The following is a 20,989-nucleotide window of genomic DNA, read 5'->3' as shown; positions in this document are numbered from 1 at the left end:
GTTGTCGATGGCCTTTACGCGCAATCTGCCTTCCTTGTCTTCCGTCCGATCGTTCGAGGCCGCGGCCCGTCATGGTTCCTTCACGCTCGCAGCCGATGAGCTGGCGGTGACGCAAAGCGCGGTCAGCCTGCAAGTGCGCAAGCTGGAAGCCTACCTGGGCAAGAAGCTGTTCGTGCGACAGTCGCGCAAGGTGGAGCTCACGGCCGACGGCATCCAGTACTTCGAGGCGTGCCGCCGCGTGCTGTCCGACCTGGAGAACGCAACCCGGCAGATGCTGGATCGCGATCGCAACGAGGTGCTGATCGTAAGCACGATTCCGACCATCGGACAGCTCTGGCTCATGCCGCGGCTGGCGTCCTTCACCTCCACCCATCGCCATATCGAAGTCCGCGTGGTTTCCGATATCCGTCCGCTGGACATGCAGGCCGACGGCGTCGATATCGCCATCCGCGTCGGTCCCCTGGCCGGCCGCCATTATCCGCGCGGGCTGCCCGGAATAGACCTGACCCTGGTGCAGCGCTGGGATGGCATTTGCGCCGACTACCTGTTCGACGACGTGCTGGTGCCCGTGATGTCGCGGCGGCTGTACGAACAGGGAGGCCCCGTCGAGTCGCTTTCCGACCTGACCACCTTCCAACTCATCCATACCGCCAGCCGGCCGAACGCCTGGCGCGACTGGTTGCGCGCGCAGGGCGGGTCGCTGCCGGCGCGCCGGCCGGGCCTGGACGTCGGCCACTTCTATATTGCCTTGCGCGCCGCGCAGGAGCATAAGGGTGTCGCGCTGGTTCCCGACGTGCTGATCGATGGCTACCCCGGGCGCGGCGAACTCGTCGTGCCATACCGTCCCGAGCGGCCCGTCAAAAGCGCGGGCGAATACTACCTGCTGGCGGAGGCCGTGTCGCTGGAGCGGCCCGCCATCCAGACTTTTCGCGCCTGGGTGCTGGCCGAAGCGCGCGCCTCCCTGCAAGAAGGGGCCAGCGAGCGCGCCCTCGCCGAGGCGCCGGAGCGCGGCCCATGATGCGCGCGCCTTTTCATATCGCTGCGCGGGATCGAATCGGCCGGTCTGGTTCCGCGGGCCTCATTTTCCAACTTTGAACCAGGAATGCATATGAACGGAATTCGTGTCGGCATCGCCGGTTTCGGCGCCATCGGCCAATCGGTGGCCAGGTCGCTGGACGCCGGTGCGGTGCCCGGACTTTCGCTGGCCGCGATCGCGGTACGCGATCCGCGTCGCCACGCCGCCTTCGAATGGAAGGGTCAGCCGCCGTTGTTCACCACGCTGGACGGCCTGGAATCCCTGTGCGACGTGGTGGTCGAATGCGCCCCGGCGGCCGTGTTCGAGCAAGCCGTGCGTCCCCTGCTGCAGGCGGGCAAGAAGGTCGTCGTCCTTAGTTCGGGCGCACTGCTGTCGCACCCGGACCTGATCGAGCTGGCGCGTGCCAGCCAGGGTCAGATACTCGTTCCGTCCGGCGCCATCCTGGGGCTGGACGCCCTGACGGCCGCGGCCGAAGGCCGGATCCACGCCGTCACCATGATTACCCGCAAGCCCGTGCGCGGTCTGCTGGGAGCACCTTACCTGGAAACGCACGGCATCGACATTTCCGGCATCACCGAGCCGACACTGGTATTCCGCGGATCCCCGCGCGAGGCGGCGATCGGCTTTCCCGCCAACCTGAACGTGGCCGTCAGCGTCTCGCTGGCCGGCATCGGGCCGGACCGCACGACCCTGGAAATCTGGGCCGATCCCAAGCTGGAACGCAATATCCATCGCGTCGAGGTGGATTCGGATTCCGCATCTTTCTCGATGGAGATCCAGAACATTCCTTCGGAAAATCCCAAAACCGGCCGGATCACCGCGCAGAGCGTGTTGGCGGTGCTGCGCAAGCTGAACGGTCCGTTGCGCGTCGGGACATAGAAGGGGCGGCACGGGCCATCCGCATCCTGCCGCGCCGACCGTCGACCGGCGCGGCTTCTTCCGATCGGAAGAAGCGGTGGTGCCCGAGACCGGAATCGAACCGGTACGGCCGATTAAAGCCGGAGGATTTTAAGTCCTCTGTGTCTACCAATTTCACCACTCGGGCATGCGCCATATCGGTGCAGGAACGGGATTGTACCTGCCCGGATGGTGTGTAGCGCCCCTAGACCGTGGGGCCCGCGCGGGGCGGCCTGCGGGGAGGCGTCGGCGTGGCGGAGGCCCGGCTGTGGCGGCGGCGGTACCAGTGCGGTTCTTCCGCCGCGACGTGTTGGGCGAGGTCTGGGGCGCGCTCCGTTTCCAGCCGTTGAAACAGACCCGTCAGGAACTCGATGAACAGGCGCACCCGAGGCAGCCGGCGCTGATTGGAGCGATACAGCAGATTGATCGGGGGCGCTTGCCGCGATTGCCAGTCGGTCAGGACCGGGACCAGCAGGCCGGCCCGCAATGGCTCGCGTATGGAAAGGTCGGTGAAGCGCGCGACGCCCTGGCCGGCGATCACCGCGTCGAGAATGACGTCCCGGTGGCTGCTGATCAGCCAGCCATTGACGGCGACCGCTTCGGTCTTGCCGTCGTGCTCGTGTTCCCAGTAATCGATGACGGTGCCTTCGTGGTCGCGAAACAGCAGGCATTGATGCTGCGTCAAATCGGCGAGCGTGGCGGGCATTCCATGCGTTTCCCAGTATCGCGGGGACGCGCAGATCATCAGGCGTGTATCGGCCAGGTGGCGATGCACCATGCCGGGCTGCTTTGGCCAGCCGTATAGGACCAGGACCTCCGCGGCGCTGGCATCCGGAGCGGTGATGCGGTCGATATTGCGGATATCGATCTGGATGTCCGGATAGCGGGCGTGAAATGCAGGCAGCGCGGGCAGGATGGAATGCTGCGAAAGAATCGGGGATGTGCCCAGTACCAGAGAACCGCGCGGGCGCATCGCGCCGCTGCGCAAAGCCTCGTCCGCCGCGTCCATCTGTTCCAGCAGCGGCCGGCACGCCGCCAGGTAATTGACGCCGTCGGATGTCAGCGTCAGGCCCTGGACGGTGCGGTCGAACAGGGCGACGCCCAGCCTTTGCTCCAGGGCGCCCACCAGCCTGGCCACGGCGGGCACGCTGACATTCAGTGCGCGCGCGGCGCCGGTAAAGCTGCGCTCGTTCGCCGCGGCAATGAAGTATTCCAACGCACGCAGCTTGTCCACCGGGCCCGCCCCTATTTATGGTGAGGAGACTGCATTAACAAAAAGTTAAAGTGGATTTTAGCAACGTGAGAATTCCTGACAGCAAGGGACCTCCCTAAGATTTCGCCATGGAAATCGACGGAGGAAGGCTGTGATCACTATAGGGAGCGATATCGGGGGCACTTTCACGGATTTCGTGGAAGTGAACGAAACGAGCGGCGCGGTGCGTGTCTACAAGACTTTGACCACCCCCGACGACCCGTCGCGCGCCATCGAGCAAGGGGTGGCCGCGCTGGCGGAACAGCGCGAGCCGGATGCGGGCGCCGTGGACGTCATGGTGCACGGCACCACGCTTGTGATCAATGCGGTAATCGAGCGCAAAGGGGCCCGGACCGGTCTGATCACGACCCGCGGTTTCCGGGACGTGCTGGAGATCGGCCGCGAGAAGCGCTTCGATGCTTACGACCTGCAGATCGAGTATCCCTTGCCGCTGGTGCCCCGGTATATGCGCATGGAGGTCGACGAACGTCTGCATGCGACTGGGGCCGTCCTGTCCCCGCTGGACGAGTCCAGTGTGCGCGAGGCGGTGCAAAGACTGAAGGACGAGGGTTGCGAGTCGATCGCCGTTTGCCTTCTGCATGCCTATCGCGATCCCTCGCACGAACGCCGTGTGAGCGAGATCGTGCGGGAAATGATGCCGGGCTGCCCCGTCAGCCTGTCCAGCGACGTGCTGCCCGAAATGAAGGAGTACGAGCGCACGACCACGACCGTGGTCAACGCCTACGCCAAACCGGTGGCGTCGCGCTACCTGTCACGCTTGCAGCAGCGTTTGCGCGAAGAGGGCTTCCAGGGCGAAATGTTGATGATGATGTCCAGCGGGGGCATCAATTCGGTGGATTTTGCGCGCGAGTTCCCGGTGCAGGTTATCGAATCCGGCCCCGCGGCCGGCACGCTGGGGGCGGCGCATTTTGCCCGGCTCGCGGACCTGGACAAGGTGCTGGCCTTCGATATGGGTGGCACCACAGCCAAGCTGGCGCTGGTGGAGAACGGCCAGGCGACGCTGACCAATGATTTCGAGGTGGCGCATGTGCACCGGTTCAAGCCGGGCAGCGGTATACCGGTACGCATCTCGGTGGTGGATCTTATCGAGATCGGCGCGGGGGGCGGCAGTATCGCCCGGCGCACGCCGGTGGGCACCCTTCAGGTGGGGCCGCAGAGCGCTTCGGCGGTGCCCGGGCCGGCGTGCTACGGCCAGGGCGGTACGGATCCGACGGTTTCCGATGCCGACCTCGTGCTGGGCTATCTGGATCCCGAGCACTTCCTGGGTGGACGCATGGCGCTGGACAAGCCCGCCGCGGAGCGGGCCATCGACGCGACGCTGGCGGCGCCGCTGGGCATTTCCGTGGAGGACGCGGCATTCGGGGTGCACGCCATCGTCAACGAGAACATGGCTTCCGCGGCCAAGGCCTACGTCAGCGAGAAGGGCGAGAACCCGAAATCCTGCGCCCTGGTGGCCTTCGGCGGCGCGGGGCCGGTGCACGCCTGCGACCTGGCCGCCCGCCTGGGGATCCGTACCGTGTTGATTCCTCCGCGCGCCGGCGTGGCGGCGGCCTTCGGAATGATCGTGGCGCCGGTGATGTACGCGGCCGTGCGTTCGCGCCGGATGCTGCTCAAGGACCTGTCAGCCCGAATACTGGATGCGGTGTGCGCGGAGATGTTCCAGGAATGCCGCGAACGGCTTCCCGGTACCGTCGACCCTGCGCGGATCGTCTACGAATACAGCATCGACATGCGGTATCTGGGCCAGGGCTACGACGTAACGGCGACCTTCGCCCGGGAAGGCAGCCACGAGGCGGTACTGGCGGCCATCCGGGCCTCGTTCGAGAGCACCTATCGGCGGCTCTATGGGCGCGTTTTCGACGGCCTGCCGCTGGAGATCATGAATTTCCGCGTGACGGCCAGCGCCGAGCGCCGTGTCGCGTCGGCGACCGGTGCGGTCCGGGCCGTGGAGGGCGATGGGAAGATAGGCACCCGGCGAGCCTTCTGCACCCGCACCCGCAAGTGGATGGAATTTTCGGTGCACCGGCGGGCGGATATCGCGCCAGGGCGGCCGTTTCCAGGCCCGGCGATCGTGGAAGAGAACGAATCGACCACCGTGGTGCCTAGCGGCGCCCGTATCCGGGTGGACCCGCACGGCAGCCTGATCGTGGAACTTGCACACCAAGGGGAAGGAAAATGACCACGCAAAACCGCATCGACCCAGTCACCCTGGAGATGCTCTGGCGCCGCCTGATTTCCATCGTCGGCGAACTCGGCTCTACCTTGCGCCGCACCTCGTTCTCGACCGTGGTGCGCGATATCGGCGATTTCGGCTGCGCCATCTTCGACGCCGAGGCCCGCCTGCTGGCGCAGACGCCGGCCAGTACGCCAGGCCTGTGCGGGCCGCTGGGAACGATGCTGCGCAACATCCTGGATCACTATCCCAAAGGCAGTTTCCAGGAAGGCGATGTCTTCATCGGCAACGATCCGTGGGCCGGCAGCGGCCATCACAACGACATCACGATCATGGTGCCGGTGTTCTTCGATGGCCGGCATATCGCCTACGTGGTGACGTGCTGCCATCACGTGGATATCGGCGGGCGCCGCGCCACCACGGAAAGCCGCGACAACTACGAAGAAGGCTTGCGCATCCCCATGCTCAAGTATTACCGCGAAGGCGTCCTGAATGCCGACGTGCAGGCCTTCATCGCCGCCAACGTGCGCTCGCACGAAACCGTGCTGGGAGACCTGCAGGCGCAGGTCTCGGCCTGCCACGTGGGCGGTGAGCGTTTGCGCGACGTTTGCGCCGAGATGAACTGGCCGGACTTGCAGGGGCTGTCCGACGAAATCGTCGAACGCAGCGAGACCGTCACCCGCGAGGAGATCCGGCGGCTCAAGCCGGGCGTCTATCGCCATGAGGCCAGGATCGATATCGTGGGCGGCGAAATCGTGACCATCCACACGGCAGTCACCATTGCGGACGGCCGCATCGTCGTGGATTTTTCGGGTTCCTCCGCGCAGGTCAAGCCGGCCATCAATTGCACGCTCGCCTATACCTCGGCATACACATACTTCGGTGTGTTGTGCATGCTGAACCTGCCGGTCTCCATCAACGAGGGTACCCTGCGACCGATCACCATCGTGGCGGAAGAGGGCAGTGTGCTCAACTGCACCTTCCCGGCGCCGGTTTTCGGGCGGACTGCCATCGGGACCTTTCTGCCCGACCTGGTGTACCAGGCTGTCGCGCCTGGCGCATCCGATCGTATTTGCGCGGGCGCGGGGGCGACCCCGATGTGGGGCCAGTACATGTTCGGCAAGCGCCGCGACGGCGAGAATTTCGCGCCGTTCAACGTGTCCAGCGGTGGCCTGGGCGCGCGGGCTGCCAAGGATGGCATTTCCTGCCTTGCCTTTCCCTACAACGTTGGCAATACGCCGGCCGAGGTCATCGAAAGCGAGGTGCCGATGATCGTCGAGGAACGTTCGCTGTGGGAGGATTCCGCCGGTCCCGGGATGTTCCGTGGCGGCTTCGGCCAGAGGTACGTCCTGCGCCTGCTGGACGGGGATGTCGGACCGGTGGGCGATGTGCTGGCGAGTTTTCGTGGCGGCCGTTTCGTGTATCCGCCGGAAGGTGTGCTGGGCGGGGGCAGCGCACCCTGCGGCTATCTGTCGATACGCGGCACCCGCGAGGACGCCGGAAGGCAGGTAACGTTGCGTGCCGGCGATCGCATCGTCAGCCACATTCCAGGCGGGGGCGGCTACGGCGACCCGAAGGCGCGCAGCCGGGATAGGGTCGAAGAGGATTTGAAGAACGGGCTGATCACGCCCGAGCATGCGAGGCAGTTCTACGGTTACGCGGCATAAGGCGCAATGGCACGAAAGCGGGCTCCGGTGGAGCCCGCTTTCGTGCCTGGACAAGCAGGCCTGCCGGCCATCAATCGATGTCAAGGGGAGTAGAAGCATGAAAGGATTTACCTGGAAGCGCACTATCTCGATCATGGGCGCCGCGCTCGCCCTGCATTGCGCGGCGCCCGCATCGGCCGCCTATCCCGAACGCCCCATCAAACTGGTGGTGCCGTGGACCGCCGCGGGCACGGTGGACATGGTGGGCCGCGCGCTGGCCGAAAAACTGTCCGACAAACTGGGCCAGCCGGTGATCGTCGAGAACAAGCCGGGCGCCACGGGACAGATCGGCTCCAGTGCGGTGGCGCGCGCCGAGCCGGACGGCTACACGCTGCTGCTGATGTCCGCCACGGTGCATACGGTTTCGCCCAATCTGAAGCCGAATTTTCCGTTCGATCCGGTCGATGGCTTCACGCCCATTTCGGAAGTGGTCTCGTTTCCGTACGTAATGGTCGTGTCCTCGGAAAGCCCGTACAAGTCCGTCGCGGACTTGGTGAAGGCGGCGAAGGAGAAGCCGAACGCGATTTCATACGGGTCGTTCGGACCGGGCAGCGGGCCGCACCTGATCAGCGAACTGTTCGCACTGTCCACGGGCACCCGGTTATTGCATGTTCCCTACAAGGGCGCGGCGCCGGCGATTGCCGACGTGATGGGAGGGCAAGTCACCTTCTTCATCGATTCCCTGCCTTCGCCCTTGGGGCAGATCAAGGGCGGCCGCTTGCGCGCGCTGGCGGTAACGACGCTGGAGCGTTCTCCCACCGTTCCGGACGTACCCACCATGTCCGAGACCTTGCCTGGCTTCGAGGCGATCGCATGGCTGGGCGTGGCCGCGCCGCCCGATACCCCGCGCGACATCGTGATGACGCTGCATCGCGTCCTGACCGAGATATCGAAGGACGGCGCCTATGGCGACAAGCTGCGCGCCGTGGGCCTGCAGCCGGTCGCCAGCAAGAGCCCGGAGGCCTTCCGCACATGGCTGTTGGCCCAGAAGCAATATTGGGGGGATGTGGTCCGCAAGGCGAATATCCCCATGGTCGAATAACCCGGAGACGATCCAGATGAATGACGCACCTTCCATGCAGGAATCGGCTGGCCTGCGCGCGCGCCCCTATCGAGCCTATCGGATGTTGATCGCCGGCGAGCAGGTGGATGCCGCGGACGGGCGCGCCTTCGAAAGCATCGATCCCTACACGGGGCAGGGCTGGGCGAGCGCGCCCGCCGCCACGGCCGGCGACGTGGATCGGGCCGTGACCGCGGCGCGCCGGGCATTCGAACAAGGCGAGTGGGCACGCGGCACACCCGCCTACCGCGCACGGCTGCTGCGCAAACTGGGTCAACTGATCGAGGGGGACGTCCAGGAACTGGCCAATGTGCAGGTGCTGGAAAACGGCAAGCTTATCCGGGAGGTGCTGGGACAGACGCGCGCGCTGGCTTCGTACTGCTATTACTTCGCCGGCGCCGCGGAAATGATCCATGGCGAAACCATCCCCCTCAGCGTGCCCGACATGCTGAACTTCACGGTGCGCGAGCCCATCGGCGTCATCGCGGCCATCACGCCGTGGAACAGCCCGCTGTCCCTGCTCTTCTGGAAACTGTGCCCAGCCCTGGCCGCCGGCAATACGGTGGTCATCAAGCCTTCGGAAATCACGCCGATCTCCACGCTGCTGCTGGCGGAGATGTTCGAGGCGGCAGGCTTCCCCGCGGGGGTCGTCAACGTCGTGACCGGCGATGGCGCGGTCGGCGCGGCACTGGCCCGCCACCCGGACGTGGCCAAGATCGCGTTCACCGGCTCTACCTCGGTCGGGAAGAAGATCGCGGCGACGGCCGCCGAGCGGCTGGCACGCGTGTCGCTGGAGCTGGGCGGCAAGTCGCCGAATATCATCTTCGAGGATGCCGATCTGGACAGCGCCCTGAACGGCGTTCTCGCCGGGATTTTCGCGGCGACGGGCCAGACCTGCCTGGCCGGCTCGCGCGCCCTGGTGCATGCCGATATCCATGACGCTTTCGCCGAACGGCTGATCGCGCGAACCGGGCGCATCAAGGTCGGCGACCCGCTCGATCCCGAAACGGAAATGGGCACGCTGGCCTGCCGCGCGCAATATGACAAGACCCGGCACTGGATCGACGTCGCGCGGGAAGACGGGGCAACGCTGCTATGCGGCGGCAAACCGCCGTCCGACCCGTCGCTTGCCAACGGCTTCTTTATCGAGCCGACGATCTTCGGCGGCGTGCGCAACGATATGCGCATTGCCCAGGAAGAGGTGTTCGGCCCGGTGCTTTGCCTGATCCCGTTCAAGGATGAGGAAGATGCGGTACGGATCGCCAACGATACGCGGTATGGCCTGGCCGCGGGCGTTTGGACCCGCGATGTCAAGCGCGCGCATCGCATGGCGGCCCGCGTGCGCGCCGGCACGGTCTGGATCAACACCTACCGGCGCACTAACTGGGCCACCCCTTTCGGCGGCATGAAGGAAAGCGGCATCGGGCGGGAGAACGGCCTGCACGCCATTTACGAGTTCACCGAAACCAAGAGTGTCTGGATCGATACGGGCGCGGGCATCAAGGACCCCTTCAACCCGCGCGCCTAGCGTCCGGGGGAAATCCGATACAATCCCGCCCGTGGAAGGTTGGCAGAGTGGTTGAATGCACCGGTCTTGTTCAATCGAGCGCCCTTGGGGAAACCCGGGGGATGTAAGGAGTCAAATTCGGCGAAGCCCCTGGAGCCATCCGAGGTAACGCCGAGCGAAGATCGATGCGGGCACGACTGTTCCGATGGCCGTCCCCGGATCCGCTGAATGGGTGCGAACCCACCGCGGATTCAACGCATCGATAACGTGTAGAGACTTGACGGCTCCCACCTAACGTTCTGTTTTTTGCAGGACCATGGTGAAGGCAAAGTCCAGACCCGCAAACAGGCAAGGCCTGGTGGCGAAAGCCATAGGGGTAAGGAAAACCGGCGGGGCTTCACGGCCCTCGTGAGTTCGAATCTCACACCTTCCGCCATCGTCATGGGCCATCGCTTTTGGTGCCGGGCCTGCCCCGGCGCGAATGCCGATGCAACGGACATCACATCCGCTCCTTGATGCCGCGACGGATCAGCCACCAGTTCACGGGATACGTGGTGCCGAAGCCGACGATCATTGCGATCTGCATCATGAACCAGTAGCTGGCCTGGGTGGGTTTCAGGTCCGGATAAACCGCCGTGCGCAACGCCATCCAGGCGAACATGCCGATCTCGTACGCGACCAGGGACACGGTGTCGATCTTGACGGCGGCCCACAGGCCTTGCGCCACGCCGAGGTGCCGCATCGGCGCGACCGAGAAATACTGGAAGGCGATACCCAATACATAGGCGAACGCGAAGCCGGCGGCGATCTTGCCCGCCAGCTCCGATCCGAACAGGGTCAGGGCGCAGAGGAAAGCGATCCAATCGCCGATGAAGTCGCCCAGGGCGCAACCGGCGCCGCAATGCGAGGCACCCTTGAACACCGCCTGCCACATCGGCGGCTTCCCGCGGGCCTCGCGGCCCGGGTGCGGTCGCCCGAACCAATAGTAGGCGGCGAGTCCCACGGGCCCCCAATAAAGCATGGTCAGCGGCCACACCGCTTCCATCACCTTCATGGGCTGCCGGTGACCCCACGCATACATGTCGGCGATCGTCCAGGCGGCACTGAACAGGCAAAGGCCGATATAAACGACCGCGATGCGATGCAGGATGTCGTGCATGAGTAGGCGTAGTCCTCGACGCGCCCGGCCATGGCGCTCAGCGCCTGGACAGCGCGGCCCAGAGCAGGCCGCCCAGCGCCAGGCCTGCGCCCAGCAAGGCCGCCCGATGGGTGGAGGCCCACAGGGCTGGGCTGCGGCCTTGCGACCGTTCGTCGAACGAACCGTGCGTCGAATGCAGGCGGGGCACCGGTTGCCAAAGGTTGGAGGCGCGCGGCGGCGGGGCCAGCGGTTGCCGGCGCTGGGCGGCGTAGTTGGTACGGGCCAGGTATCTGTCCAGCAGTCCGGGAAAGAACTTGTTGGCGACAATGGCTTTGATGGCGGGCATGCCCACATACAGTTCGCGGCGCCGGTGGCGCGCGGCCCAGACGATGGCGCGTGCCGCGACCTCCGGCTGGAAGATGGGCGGCACCGGCTGGGGCGCGTAGGGCATGTGGCATTCCGCCCAATCGAACTGCGGCGTGTTCAGCGCTGGCATTTGCACCATGGTGACGTGGACGCGGCTGCGATCGTGCATCAGTTCGCTACGCAGGGAATCGGTGAAACCGCGCACGCCATGCTTGGCGCCGCAGTAGGCCGATTGCAGGGGGATGGCGCGGTAGGCGAGGGCGGATCCGACCTGTACGATGGTGCCGCGGTCGCGCGGCCGCATATGGCGCAAGGCCGCCATCGTGCCGTAGACCTGGCCCAGGTAGGTGACTTCCGTGACCCGCGCGTATTCCTCCGGGGTCAGCTTGGAGAGCGGCGAGAACACGGTCAGCATGGCGTTGTTGACCCATACGTCCATGGGCCCGAGTTCGTCCTCTACCTGTTCCGCGGCGCGGTGCACCGCCTTGGCGTCGGCGACGTCGACGGCGATGGGCAGGGCGCGGACGCCCAGCTCGCGGACCTCCCGCGCGGTCGCGCCCAGCGCCTTGGCGTCGCGGGCCAACAGCGCGACGTCGGCGCCCTGGCGCGCGAACTCCAAAGCCGTCGCACGGCCGACACCGGCGCTTGCCCCGGTGATGACGACGGTGTGGATGGTGTGCTTGCGATGCGGCATGGGAAGTCCTCCGGCCGGATGGTTAGCGTCGATTCGGCGGCGCCATGGCTCGCCGGTGGTTGCCATCCCAGGCCGTTATTTGTCCTTGTTCCCCGGCAACACGCTGCCCAGCACCTGCTTGGCCGTATTCAGCAACACATGACCCTGGTCGGGGTCGCCCTTGATCAGCGTGCTGGCAAACGCCTTGGCCTGCGCCAGCGTAATGTGCGGCGGCAGCGGCGGCACGTTGGGATCGCTTTTGACTTCGATCACTACGGGCCGGTCCGAAGCCAGCGCCTGGTCCCAGGCCGCGCCCATCGCCGCGGCGCTGTCGACATAGATGCCGCGCAGGCCTATGGACTCGGCGAACTGGTGGTAGGGCACGGAAGGAATCGTCTGCGACGCCTCGAACTTGGGATCGCCTTCCATCACGCGCTGTTCCCAGGTCACCTGGTTCAGGTCGCAGTTGTTCAGGACCATGCAGATCCAGCGCGGGTCGCTCCACCGCTTCCAGTACTTGGCCACCGTGATCAGTTCGGCCATGTTGTTCATCTGCATGGCGCCGTCGCCGACCAGCGCGATGACGGGGCGGTCGGGGTAGGCGAACTTGGCGGCGATGGCGTAAGGGACGGCGGCGCCCATCGAGGCCAGCCCGCCCGACAGCGAGCACATCATGCCGCGCTGCACTTTCAGATCCCGCGCATACCAGTTGGCGACCGAGCCGGAGTCGCTGGTGACGATGGCGTTGGAAGGAATGCGCGGCGATAGCTCCCAGATCGTCCGCTGCGGATTGACGCCGCCTTCGGCATCGGCCAGGGCCCGTTCCTCCAGCTTCTTCCACCAGTCGGCGGTCCAACCCTCGATGGACTTGCGCCACGCCGTATCGGTATGCGGCTGCAGCAGCGGCAGCAACTCGCGCAGGGTTTCCGCGCTGTCGCCGACCAGATTCACTTCCATGGGGTAGCGCAGGCTTAGCATGTCCGGCTTGATATCGATCTGCACCCCGCGCGCCTGGCCCTCCTTCGGCAGGAACTCGGAGTACGGAAAGCCGGAGCCGATCATCAGCAGCGTGTCGCACTCCGTCATCAGCTTGTAGCTGGGCTCCGTGCCCAGCAGGCCGATGGATCCGGTCACCCACGGCAGATCGTCGGGCAGGGCGGCCTTGCCGAGCAAGGCCTTGGCCACGCCGGCTCCCAGTTTGTCCGCGATCGCGATGACTTCGTCGGTGGCGTGCAGGGCGCCCGCGCCCACCAGGATGGCCACTTTCTTGCCGGCGTTCAACACCTCGGCCGCACGGCGCAGGTCTTCCTGCTGCGGCACGACACGCGGCGCGCTATAGCCCACTCCCGAATGCACCGTGCCATGTTTGCGCCCCGGCGCTTCGTAGGGCAGGTCCTGCAGGTCGTTGGGCAGAACGATGGCGGTTACCAGCTTCTGGCCCAGCGCGGTACGCACCGCGCGGTCGACCAGGTGGCGTACCTGGGCTGGCACGCTGGCCTGTTGCACGAAGCCGCCGGCCACATCCTTGAACATCGACACCAGGTCCAGCTCCTGCTGGTAATGGCCCCCCAGCGCCGCGCGCGCCTGCTGCCCGGAGATGGCGAGCATCGGCATATGGTCCATGCGGGCGTCGTACATGCCGGTGATCAGGTGCGAGGCGCCGGGGCCGGATGTGGCGATGCATACGCCCAGCTCGCCGGTGAACTTGGCGTGCGCGGATGCCATGAAGGCCGCCATCTCTTCGTGGCGCGCCTGGATGAACTCGATCTTTTCCTTGGCCCGGTTCATTGCGCCGAAGACGCCGTTGATGCCGTCCCCGGGGTAGCCATAGATGCGCCGCACGCCCCATGCGTACAGGCGTTCGACGATGAAGTCTCCGACAGTGGCTGACATGGCCTTGCCTCCAGGATTGCGAACGCCTCCTGCCGTGGCATGCCGTACGTCCGCGTGAGTGGTGTGGGCAGCGGGGCCTCGAAAAGCGGATGCGCTTTGCCCGATGCTTGGATTGCGCCGGTCCAGCAAGACTTGTACCCATGGAGACAGCCCCGCATGGCAAGTCGCGCGCTCAGGGCCGTGTAAGCAGGACGCGAATGGACAGCGGCTGACATGCCGCCCCAATCGTCGCGGTTGGCGTGAGATGTCGGTGTTGTTCCAATGAGGAATGTTCTTCGCCGGCGTGAAGAAGCATCCCAGGGGGGCGACGGCGAGTCCTCAGCCGTCCTTCGCGGCCCCGCATTGCCAGCACAGCGTGAACTGCGGCTCCGACCACTCGCCGCAGGACACGCAGCACCATTGCGCCCAGGACTGTCCGGGCTCGCGCCATGTTCCTTCGATGACGCGCCTGGCCAGGTCGAGATCGGCTTCCCGTTCGAGCCAGATCTCCGGCCCGCATTGATCGGCGGGGATTTCGCCCATCGCGCCCAGCAAGTACCGGTTATGCAGTTCGCAGGCAATACGCGCCTGCTCCAGCAGGTTGACCCAATGCTGGGCGATCAGCAGGTTCGGCGCGCGCGTCAGGCGGATCATGGGCCGATATCGAGACGGATTACTGCAGCTCGGCGTCCGGCTGCATCAGGAAGATCAAAACGGCCATCAGGGTTATATAGAAATGAAAGGCGCTGTCCTGGCCGTTCCATTGCTGCGATTGCCACATGGAAAACCATTCGCCGCCGATGACCATGAAGCCGAAGAACCAGATCCCGAAACCCAGGGCCGCGCCGGCGATGCCGGGCGCCTTGGCACGCTGGAAGCTGGCAGCCGGGCCGCGTGCGTTGGCCAGCAGGCGCGCGGCGCACAAGAGAAAGCACAGGCCCATTGCGATTTCGGCCACGATAATGCCGAGATAGCCGGCGGTCTGCAGGGTGGGGCTGGTGATGGCGCGCCACTTCAGCGCGTTGTCGGGAAAGACAGTGTCCATGCTGAGCACATGCCGGACGAATGCGTCGTTGGAGGGGTAATCGATGATATTGTCGATGCCGACCAGCAGGCCGAAAGCGGCCAGTCCCAGAACCATGAACGCCTTGGTGTAGCGGGCTGCGATCATTGCGTTGTCCCTTTCCCTGTATGCCTGTTCGTGCGCCCGCCCGGCGAAGCCGCTTCCCGTGGCGGATGGCTGGCAGGCATGATAGATCAAAGCGGTATCGCGTTGATGAGCTGGCGGCGCGATAATGCGGGTTTTCGTCCAGGATCAAGAGGAGCCATTCATGCTCGCCGTTGAAATCTCCCGCCCCGGCGGACCCGAAGTCCTCGTTCCCGTCCAGCGCCCGACACCCGAGCCCGGCCCCGGCGAGGTGCTGGTGAAAGTGTCGGCGGCCGGCGTCAATCGCCCTGACACCTTCCAGCGCAAGGGCAGCTATCCGCCGCCGCGCGGCGCATCCGATCTTCCCGGACTGGAAATCGCCGGCGAGATCGTCGGCGGCGACGCGGCCCAGGGCGGCTACGCCATCGGCGACAAGATCTGCGCGCTGGTCGCCGGCGGCGGCTATGCCGAATACTGCGTGGTCCCCGTGCAGCAGTGCCTGCCCATACCCGCCGGCCTGTCCGAGATCGAAGCGGCCGGCCTGCCAGAAACCTATTTCACCGTCTGGACCAACGTGTTCGACCGCGGCCGCCTGGCTGCCGGCGAAAGCCTGCTGGTCCACGGCGGGGCCAGCGGTATCGGCACCACCGCCATCCAGCTGGCCAGCGCCATGGGCCATAAGGTCTATGCGACCGCGGGCAGCGACGATCGCGCGCGCGCCGTAGAGAAACTGGGGGCCGCGCGCGGCATCAACTACCGCGACCAGGATTTCGTCAAGGAAGTGCTGGACGCCACGGGCGGCGCCGGCGTCAACGTGATCCTGGACATGGTCGCGGGTGACTACATCGCCCGCGACATCCAGTGCCTGGCCGACGAAGGCCGCATCGTCCTGATCGCCACCCTGGGCGGCAACCACGGCAATGTGGACTTCGGCCAGGTCATGCGCCGCCGCTTGACCATCACGGGCTCCACCCTGCGCCCGCGTCCCGTGGCATTCAAGGCCGACATCGCCAACAGCCTGCGCCAGAAAGTGTGGCCCTTGCTGGCAAACGGCAGCATCAAGCCCATCATTCACGCCACTTTCCCCCTGGAAGAGGCCGCCAAGGCCCACGCCATGATGGAAGCCGGCGAGCAGATCGGGAAGATCATCCTGACGGTAAAGGGTTAAGTCGGGCCGCGGCGCCGTCCCCCCGGACGGCCCTGGCCCGAAATTCCCTAAACGCGATACAATCGCGGGTTTGACCCGGATCCGGATCCCACCAGCCATGAGCACAGACGATCGCCGTAACGCGCCCGCCGCCTCTTCGATGCCCGCCGGCGCCGCGCGCGCGCGCCTGGTGCTGGGCAATTGGAAGATGCACGGCAGCCTGGCCGAAAACGCCGCATTGCTGGATGCCCTGCGCGCCCGCGCCGGGGCGGGAACCTGCCAGATGGGCGTCTGCGTGCCGTTTCCCTATCTGGCGCAAGCCCAATCCCTGCTCGACGGGAGCGCCGTTTCCTGGGGGGCGCAGGACGTCAGCGTGCATGACAAGGGCGCCTATACTGGCGAAGTCTCCGCCGCCATGCTGAAGGATTTCGGCTGCCGCTGGGCACTCGCCGGTCATTCCGAACGCCGCGCCATGCACGGTGAAACGGACGAACTGGTCGCTGAAAAGGCCAGGACGGCCCTGGCCGCCGGCCTGACCCCTGTCGTGTGTGTCGGCGAAACGCTGGCCGAACGCGAAGGCGGCAATACCCTGGGCGTCATCGAGCGCCAACTGGAACCCGTGCTGGCGCTGGGCGCCCAATCGCTGATGCACCTGGTCCTCGCCTACGAGCCCGTATGGGCCATCGGCACGGGCCGGACCGCCACGCCGGAACAGGCGCAGGAAGTGCATGGCGCCATCCGCGTCGCGCTGCGCGGCCTGGGCGTGCCGCAGGTTCGTATTCTCTATGGCGGCAGCGTCAAGGCCGCCAATGCCGCCGAGCTTTTTGCCATGCCGGACATCGACGGCGCCCTGGTGGGCGGCGCGTCGCTGGTGGCCGATGAATTCCTGCGCATCGCCGCAATTTGAGTTTCCGTCTGGAGTAAGTAATGTCTTTGATGCTTTCCGCGCTGATGATCGTGCAGGTGCTCTCCGCACTGGCCATCATCGTTCTCGTCCTGCTGCAGCAAGGCAAGGGCGCCGATATGGGCTCTGCCTTCGGTAGCGGTTCCGCCGGCAGCCTGTTCGGCGCTTCGGGCGCGGCAAACTTCCTGTCGCGCACGACGAAGTGGGCGGCCGTGGTGTTCTTCGTGACGACGGCCGGGTTGGCCTATGTGTCGCACAAGGGTGCGCAGCCGGGCGTGGTCGATACCGGCGTGATGCAGGGATACCAGGCGCCGGCCGACAAGTCCGTGCCGCAGCCGCCGGGCGGTGCCGCCGTACCGGCCGCGCCGCGTGGCGACGCCTCCGTGCCGGGTGCCGTGCCTTCGGCCCCCGCCCCCGCGACGACAGCACCGGCCAAGCCGGATGCGTCGGTGCCCCAGGCGCCGGCCGCGCCGGCCACCCCCGCCAAGTAAATAAAAGCCGGCCGGCAGTTGTCGGCGGCAATCCAAAGGCCGTCCGGCAGCCGCCGGCGGCAATCGCTCATATCGCGCCCGCGCCGACCAGCGCTTCCCGTAGTCCCGGTACCGCAGGGTTGTTGTCGTCCTTGCGGTAGGCGACATACAGGATGGATCGCGGCAGCACCTTGGCCTTCAATGGCAGGTAGCGCACCCCCCGCGGCCTCAGGTCGCTGATGGACGCGGGCACCACCGCCACGCCCACGCCGGCCTCCACCGGTGTCAGCAGGGTGGGCAGCAGGCTTTCCATGATGATGTTCGGCGCAACGCCGTTCGCGCTGAACAGATCGTTCAGCAAGGCATGGAAGTATTCCGACTTGGCGCGCACGAAACCCACCAGCGGCAGGTCGGCGAGTTCCGCAATATCGATGTCATCGCGCCCGGCCAAGGGGTGATGCGCGGGCAAGGCCACCACCAGCGGTTCGCTATCGATGGGCTCCATCCGCAGGTCGTCGTCGACCAGGTTCTCGTGGCGTCGCGTAATGGCGATGTCCAGGCGGTCCTGGCGCAGTAGCGCGTGCAGTTGCGCGGTATCGGCCTCGACCATGGATAGATGCACGCCCGGATGGCGCTGGTGATAGATGCCCACCGCGGCAGGAACCAGCCGATACGCGGCGGTGGGCGTGAACCCGATGCGCAGCAGTCCTGCTGCGCCGATCGCCACGCGGCGCGCCGCCGTGACAGCCGCATCGCCATCGTCCATCAGCCGTTGCAGCGCGTCGCGCAATGCCAGGCCCGCCACCGTCAGCCGGACGGTCCGCGTCGAGCGCTCGATCAACGGCACGCCGATTCTTTCCTCGAACAGGCGCACTTGCTGGCTTAGCGGCGGCTGGCTGACGTGCAGGCGCTGCGCGGCGCGGCCGAAATGCAGTTCTTCCGCGACCGCCATGAAGGCGATCAGCTGACGGGAAAAAAGCGCCATGGGGAACCCGCGAGTGATTGAGACGATTTTCGTATCAAGAATCGCATAATTTTATATTGGATATATGAATCTCCTTTTCCTACGATGGCGGGACATCGCGCGGCGTTACCGCGCATACCAACCAGCCACAGGGGATTCCTATGTTCATCCGTAAACGCGGCTTGGCGGCCTTGGCCGCCGGCCTGGCGCTGGCCTTGGCCGGCACGTCCGCCGTTCGCGCGCAGGCGCCCGCTTATCCCAGCAAGCCTATACGGCTGATCGTGCCCTTCGGCCCCGGCAGCGTCACCGACCAACTGGCACGGATCGTCGCCTCCGGCCTGGCGGAACGCCTGGGGCAATCGGTGGTGGTAGAAAACAAGGCAGGCGCGGGCGGCAATATCGGCGCCGGCTTCGTGGCCGAAAGCGCGCCCGACGGCTATACCTTGTTGATGGGGGCGGCCAGCACCAATGCCATCAATCCCAGCCTGTACACGAACCTGAAATTCGATCCGATGAAGGACTTCGTCCCCGTCGCCAACGTCGCGTCGGTGACCAACGTCCTGGTCGTCAATCCGCAGGTGAAGGCGCGCAGCGTCAAGGCCCTGATCGAAGAGCTCAAGACCAACAACTACAGCTATGCGTCCGGCGGCGCCGGCGGCAGCCAGCACTTGTCGGCCGAACTCTTCAAGAACATGTCCAAGACCGACATGGTGCACATTCCCTACAAAGGCGGCAGCGAGCCCTTGCCCGATCTGATGAGCAATCGCGTGCAGCTGATGTTCTGCAACCTGCCCGTGTGCCTGCCGCATATTCAGGCCGGCAAGCTCGTGGCCCTGGGCGTGACATCCACGCAGCGCTCGCCGCTATTGCCCGATGTGCCCACGATCGCCGAGTCTGGTCTGCCGGGTTATTCCGTGGACGGCTGGTTCGCCCTGTTCGCGCCCGCCAAAGTGCCGGCCGACATCGTCGCGCGCCTGCATGACGAGACCGCCAACGTCCTGGCCACGCCCGCGACCATGGAGCAGATCCGCCGGCAGGGCGCGGAACCGAATGCCAGCAGCCAGGCGGAGTTCGCGCGGTTCGTACAGGCCGAGCACGACAAGTGGGCCAAGGTTATCAAGGACGCCGGTATCCGGCTTGAGTAGCAGACGATGAATTGCCCTACGACATTGCCCAGCATCGCGGAGGCGCTGTGCCGCCTGGAGACGGGCGAACTGCGCGCGCGCGATCTGGCGCAAGCCTGCCTGCAGCGTATCCAGGCGCGTGACGCCGAAGTGCAAGCCTATGTCGCCTACGACGCGAACCGCGTGCTCGCGCAGGCGGGCGAAGTCGACTCGGGCCGGCGCCGTGGCTTGCTGCGCGGCGTGCCCTTCGCCGTCAAGGACGTCATCCAGAGCGCCGATTACCCGACCACCTATGGCTCGCCCATCTATGCCGGCCACCGGACCGGCCGCGACGCGGCCTGCGTGGCCTTGTCGCGCGAGCAGGGCGGGGTGCTGATGGGCAAGGTCGTTACCAGCGAATTCGCCACGCAGACGCCCGGCCCGACGCGCAACCCCTTGAACCCGGCGCATACCCCCGGCGGGTCTTCCAGTGGATCGGCGGCCGCCGTGGCGGACGGAATGGCGATGGTGGCCTGGGGGACGCAAACCACGGGTTCCATTACACGGCCCGCCATCTATTGCGGGGTCGTCGGCTACAAGCCCAGCTTCGGGCTGGTCTCGACGGCGGGCGTCGGGCTGCTCAGCCCCTTGCAGGATACCGTCGGCATCCTGGCGCGCGACGTCGGCGACGCGGCCGCCACGGTGCTTGGCATTCATGGCCGGCGTTTCCAACCGGCGCCGGCGGATAGCCGATACAGGCTGGGTGTGTGCCTGTCATCCCAATGGGATCATGCCAGCGCGCAGGCCGTGAACGCGCTGCACGCGTGGATACGACGCCTTGCCGCGGCGGGCTTCGAGGTTAGCGAGCGCGCCTTGCCCGCCGATTTCGAAGCCTTGATCGTCGACCAGGGGCGCCTGGTGGCCTACGATGCCCGCCACGCGCTGGCGCACGAGCGCCGTACCGACGCCGGACGGCTCAGCCCGCGCCTGACTGAACGCATGGCCGGCGGCGAGGCCATCGATCTGCCCGCCTATCTGGCCATGCAGCAGCGGGCAGCGCTGGGGCGTCATCGCGCCGACGCATTGTTCGAAGGGGTGGACGCGCTGGTGTATCCCGCGACCGACGGCGAGGCGGAAGCGGGGCTGGAGAATTCCGGGTCGCCGCGCTTTGGCGCGCTGTGGACGCTGCTGCATTTGCCGACCGTGGCCTTGCCTGTGGCGCGAGGTTCGGGTGGCTTGCCGCTGGGGGTGCAGCTGGTGGGCCGGTATGGGCAGGATGAAGCGCTGCTGCAAATCGCCGAGCGCGCCGCGTCGAGCGGGGGCGGGGTGGATGGGTAAGCGGGAGGGTGGCGGAACCGTGCTAAAATCTCGGGCTTTCCAGCTGCACGATCGCTGGAAGCAGAGTTACCCTGCCGACGTGGTGAAATTGGTAGACACGCTATCTTGAGGGGGTAGTGGCGAAAGCTGTGCGAGTTCGAGTCTCGCCGTCGGCACCAAGAATTTTTCCGGGGTTGTCCCTGGTAATACCAAGAGCCCGTATTTCTCCTATGAGG

18 protein-coding genes and 2 tRNA genes are annotated in these 20,989 nt (G+C 66.0%); 12 read left to right on the top strand and 8 right to left on the bottom strand.

Features of this window, described 5'->3' with window-relative positions; all coding sequences use genetic code 11:
* Positions 1–7: 7 nt before the first annotated feature.
* On the top strand, positions 8–1,018 hold the full coding sequence (locus tag CAL28_RS21285; RefSeq protein ID WP_094843186.1) for a LysR substrate-binding domain-containing protein: 1,011 nt from the start codon (positions 8–10) through the stop codon (positions 1,016–1,018).
* Positions 1,019–1,108: 90 nt separating this feature from the next.
* Complete coding sequence (locus CAL28_RS21280) at positions 1,109–1,915, top strand: aspartate dehydrogenase (RefSeq protein ID WP_094843185.1); 807 nt, start codon at positions 1,109–1,111, stop codon at positions 1,913–1,915.
* A 77-nt stretch (positions 1,916–1,992) separates the two neighbouring features.
* Here the strand turns inward: CAL28_RS21280 and CAL28_RS21275 are convergent.
* Both CAL28_RS21275 and CAL28_RS21270 read right to left on the bottom strand, forming a co-directional pair.
* Positions 1,993–2,081 (bottom strand) — tRNA-Leu (locus tag CAL28_RS21275).
* A gap of 57 nt (positions 2,082–2,138) precedes the next feature.
* Positions 2,139–3,167: a LysR family transcriptional regulator gene (locus tag CAL28_RS21270; RefSeq protein ID WP_094843184.1), complete on the bottom strand. Its 1,029-nt coding sequence runs from the start codon at positions 3,165–3,167 to the stop codon at positions 2,139–2,141.
* A 130-nt stretch (positions 3,168–3,297) separates the two neighbouring features.
* Between CAL28_RS21270 and CAL28_RS21265 the strand changes: the two genes are divergently transcribed.
* The 4 genes from CAL28_RS21265 (at position 3,298) to CAL28_RS21250 (ending at position 9,673) form a co-directional block, all read left to right on the top strand.
* Positions 3,298–5,385 carry a hydantoinase/oxoprolinase family protein gene (locus tag CAL28_RS21265; RefSeq protein WP_094843183.1) on the top strand — a complete coding sequence of 696 codons (2,088 nt, stop codon included), beginning with the start codon at positions 3,298–3,300 and terminating at the stop codon, positions 5,383–5,385.
* Positions 5,382–7,046, top strand: a complete 1,665-nt coding sequence (locus CAL28_RS21260; protein WP_094843182.1) for a hydantoinase B/oxoprolinase family protein — start codon at positions 5,382–5,384, stop codon at positions 7,044–7,046. Before CAL28_RS21265 ends, CAL28_RS21260 begins: the two co-directional genes overlap by 4 nt.
* A 97-nt stretch (positions 7,047–7,143) precedes the next feature.
* A complete protein-coding gene (locus tag CAL28_RS21255) occupies positions 7,144–8,127 on the top strand; it encodes a Bug family tripartite tricarboxylate transporter substrate binding protein (RefSeq protein ID WP_176464063.1) in 984 nt (327 codons plus the stop codon).
* 16 nt (positions 8,128–8,143) lie between these two features.
* Positions 8,144–9,673 carry an aldehyde dehydrogenase gene (locus tag CAL28_RS21250; protein WP_254926191.1) on the top strand — a complete coding sequence of 510 codons (1,530 nt, stop codon included), beginning with the start codon at positions 8,144–8,146 and terminating at the stop codon, positions 9,671–9,673.
* Between the two features lie 478 nt (positions 9,674–10,151).
* Here CAL28_RS21250 and CAL28_RS21245 read toward each other — a convergent pair whose 3' ends face one another.
* The 5 genes from CAL28_RS21245 to CAL28_RS21225 form a co-directional block, all read right to left on the bottom strand.
* Positions 10,152–10,811 carry a DUF4396 domain-containing protein gene (locus CAL28_RS21245; protein ID WP_094843180.1) on the bottom strand — a complete coding sequence of 220 codons (660 nt, stop codon included), beginning with the start codon at positions 10,809–10,811 and terminating at the stop codon, positions 10,152–10,154.
* 37 nt (positions 10,812–10,848) lie between these two features.
* Entirely contained in the window at positions 10,849–11,850 is a 1,002-nt protein-coding gene (locus CAL28_RS21240; protein WP_094843179.1) for an SDR family oxidoreductase, read from the bottom strand.
* Positions 11,851–11,925: 75 nt separating this feature from the next.
* Positions 11,926–13,722 carry a thiamine pyrophosphate-requiring protein gene (locus tag CAL28_RS21235; protein WP_094843178.1) on the bottom strand — a complete coding sequence of 599 codons (1,797 nt, stop codon included), beginning with the start codon at positions 13,720–13,722 and terminating at the stop codon, positions 11,926–11,928.
* A gap of 318 nt (positions 13,723–14,040) precedes the next feature.
* On the bottom strand, positions 14,041–14,355 hold the full coding sequence (locus CAL28_RS21230; protein ID WP_094843177.1) for a putative signal transducing protein: 315 nt from the start codon (positions 14,353–14,355) through the stop codon (positions 14,041–14,043).
* A 19-nt stretch (positions 14,356–14,374) separates the two neighbouring features.
* The gene (locus tag CAL28_RS21225) at positions 14,375–14,872 is read right to left on the bottom strand and encodes a DUF2165 family protein (RefSeq protein ID WP_217906594.1); all 498 of its coding nucleotides are present in this window, start codon (positions 14,870–14,872) and stop codon (positions 14,375–14,377) included.
* A gap of 160 nt (positions 14,873–15,032) precedes the next feature.
* On the opposite strand from CAL28_RS21225, the gene CAL28_RS21220 reads away from it, so the two are divergent.
* From CAL28_RS21220 to secG, 3 genes are all read left to right on the top strand, one after another.
* Positions 15,033–16,016: an NAD(P)H-quinone oxidoreductase gene (locus CAL28_RS21220; protein ID WP_094843176.1), complete on the top strand. Its 984-nt coding sequence runs from the start codon at positions 15,033–15,035 to the stop codon at positions 16,014–16,016.
* A 139-nt stretch (positions 16,017–16,155) separates the two neighbouring features.
* Entirely contained in the window at positions 16,156–16,902 is a 747-nt protein-coding gene (gene tpiA / locus CAL28_RS21215) for a triose-phosphate isomerase (RefSeq protein WP_094843175.1), read from the top strand.
* A gap of 20 nt (positions 16,903–16,922) precedes the next feature.
* A complete protein-coding gene (secG, locus tag CAL28_RS21210; protein ID WP_094843174.1) occupies positions 16,923–17,390 on the top strand; it encodes a preprotein translocase subunit SecG in 468 nt (155 codons plus the stop codon).
* A 67-nt stretch (positions 17,391–17,457) separates the two neighbouring features.
* On the opposite strand, the gene CAL28_RS21205 is transcribed toward secG, so the two are convergent.
* Positions 17,458–18,354 (bottom strand): LysR family transcriptional regulator, encoded by an 897-nt coding sequence (locus tag CAL28_RS21205; RefSeq protein WP_094843173.1) that lies wholly within the window; start codon positions 18,352–18,354, stop codon positions 17,458–17,460.
* A gap of 140 nt (positions 18,355–18,494) precedes the next feature.
* Here CAL28_RS21205 and CAL28_RS21200 point away from each other — a divergent pair, with 140 nt between their 5' ends.
* The 3 genes from CAL28_RS21200 to CAL28_RS21190 all read left to right on the top strand — a co-directional run bounded on the left by CAL28_RS21200 (position 18,495) and on the right by CAL28_RS21190 (position 20,932).
* Positions 18,495–19,478: a Bug family tripartite tricarboxylate transporter substrate binding protein gene (locus CAL28_RS21200; RefSeq protein WP_094843172.1), complete on the top strand. Its 984-nt coding sequence runs from the start codon at positions 18,495–18,497 to the stop codon at positions 19,476–19,478.
* Between the two features lie 6 nt (positions 19,479–19,484).
* Positions 19,485–20,774: an amidase gene (locus CAL28_RS21195; RefSeq protein WP_094843171.1), complete on the top strand. Its 1,290-nt coding sequence runs from the start codon at positions 19,485–19,487 to the stop codon at positions 20,772–20,774.
* 73 nt (positions 20,775–20,847) lie between these two features.
* Positions 20,848–20,932 (top strand) — tRNA-Leu (locus CAL28_RS21190).
* Positions 20,933–20,989 lie beyond the last annotated feature (57 nt).

The organism is Bordetella genomosp. 11, assembly GCF_002261215.1.
GTDB lineage: Bacteria > Pseudomonadota > Gammaproteobacteria > Burkholderiales > Burkholderiaceae_B > Bordetella_C.
Note: the sequence above shows the minus strand (reverse complement) of the source record. Positions and strands in the feature narration are given on the sequence as shown.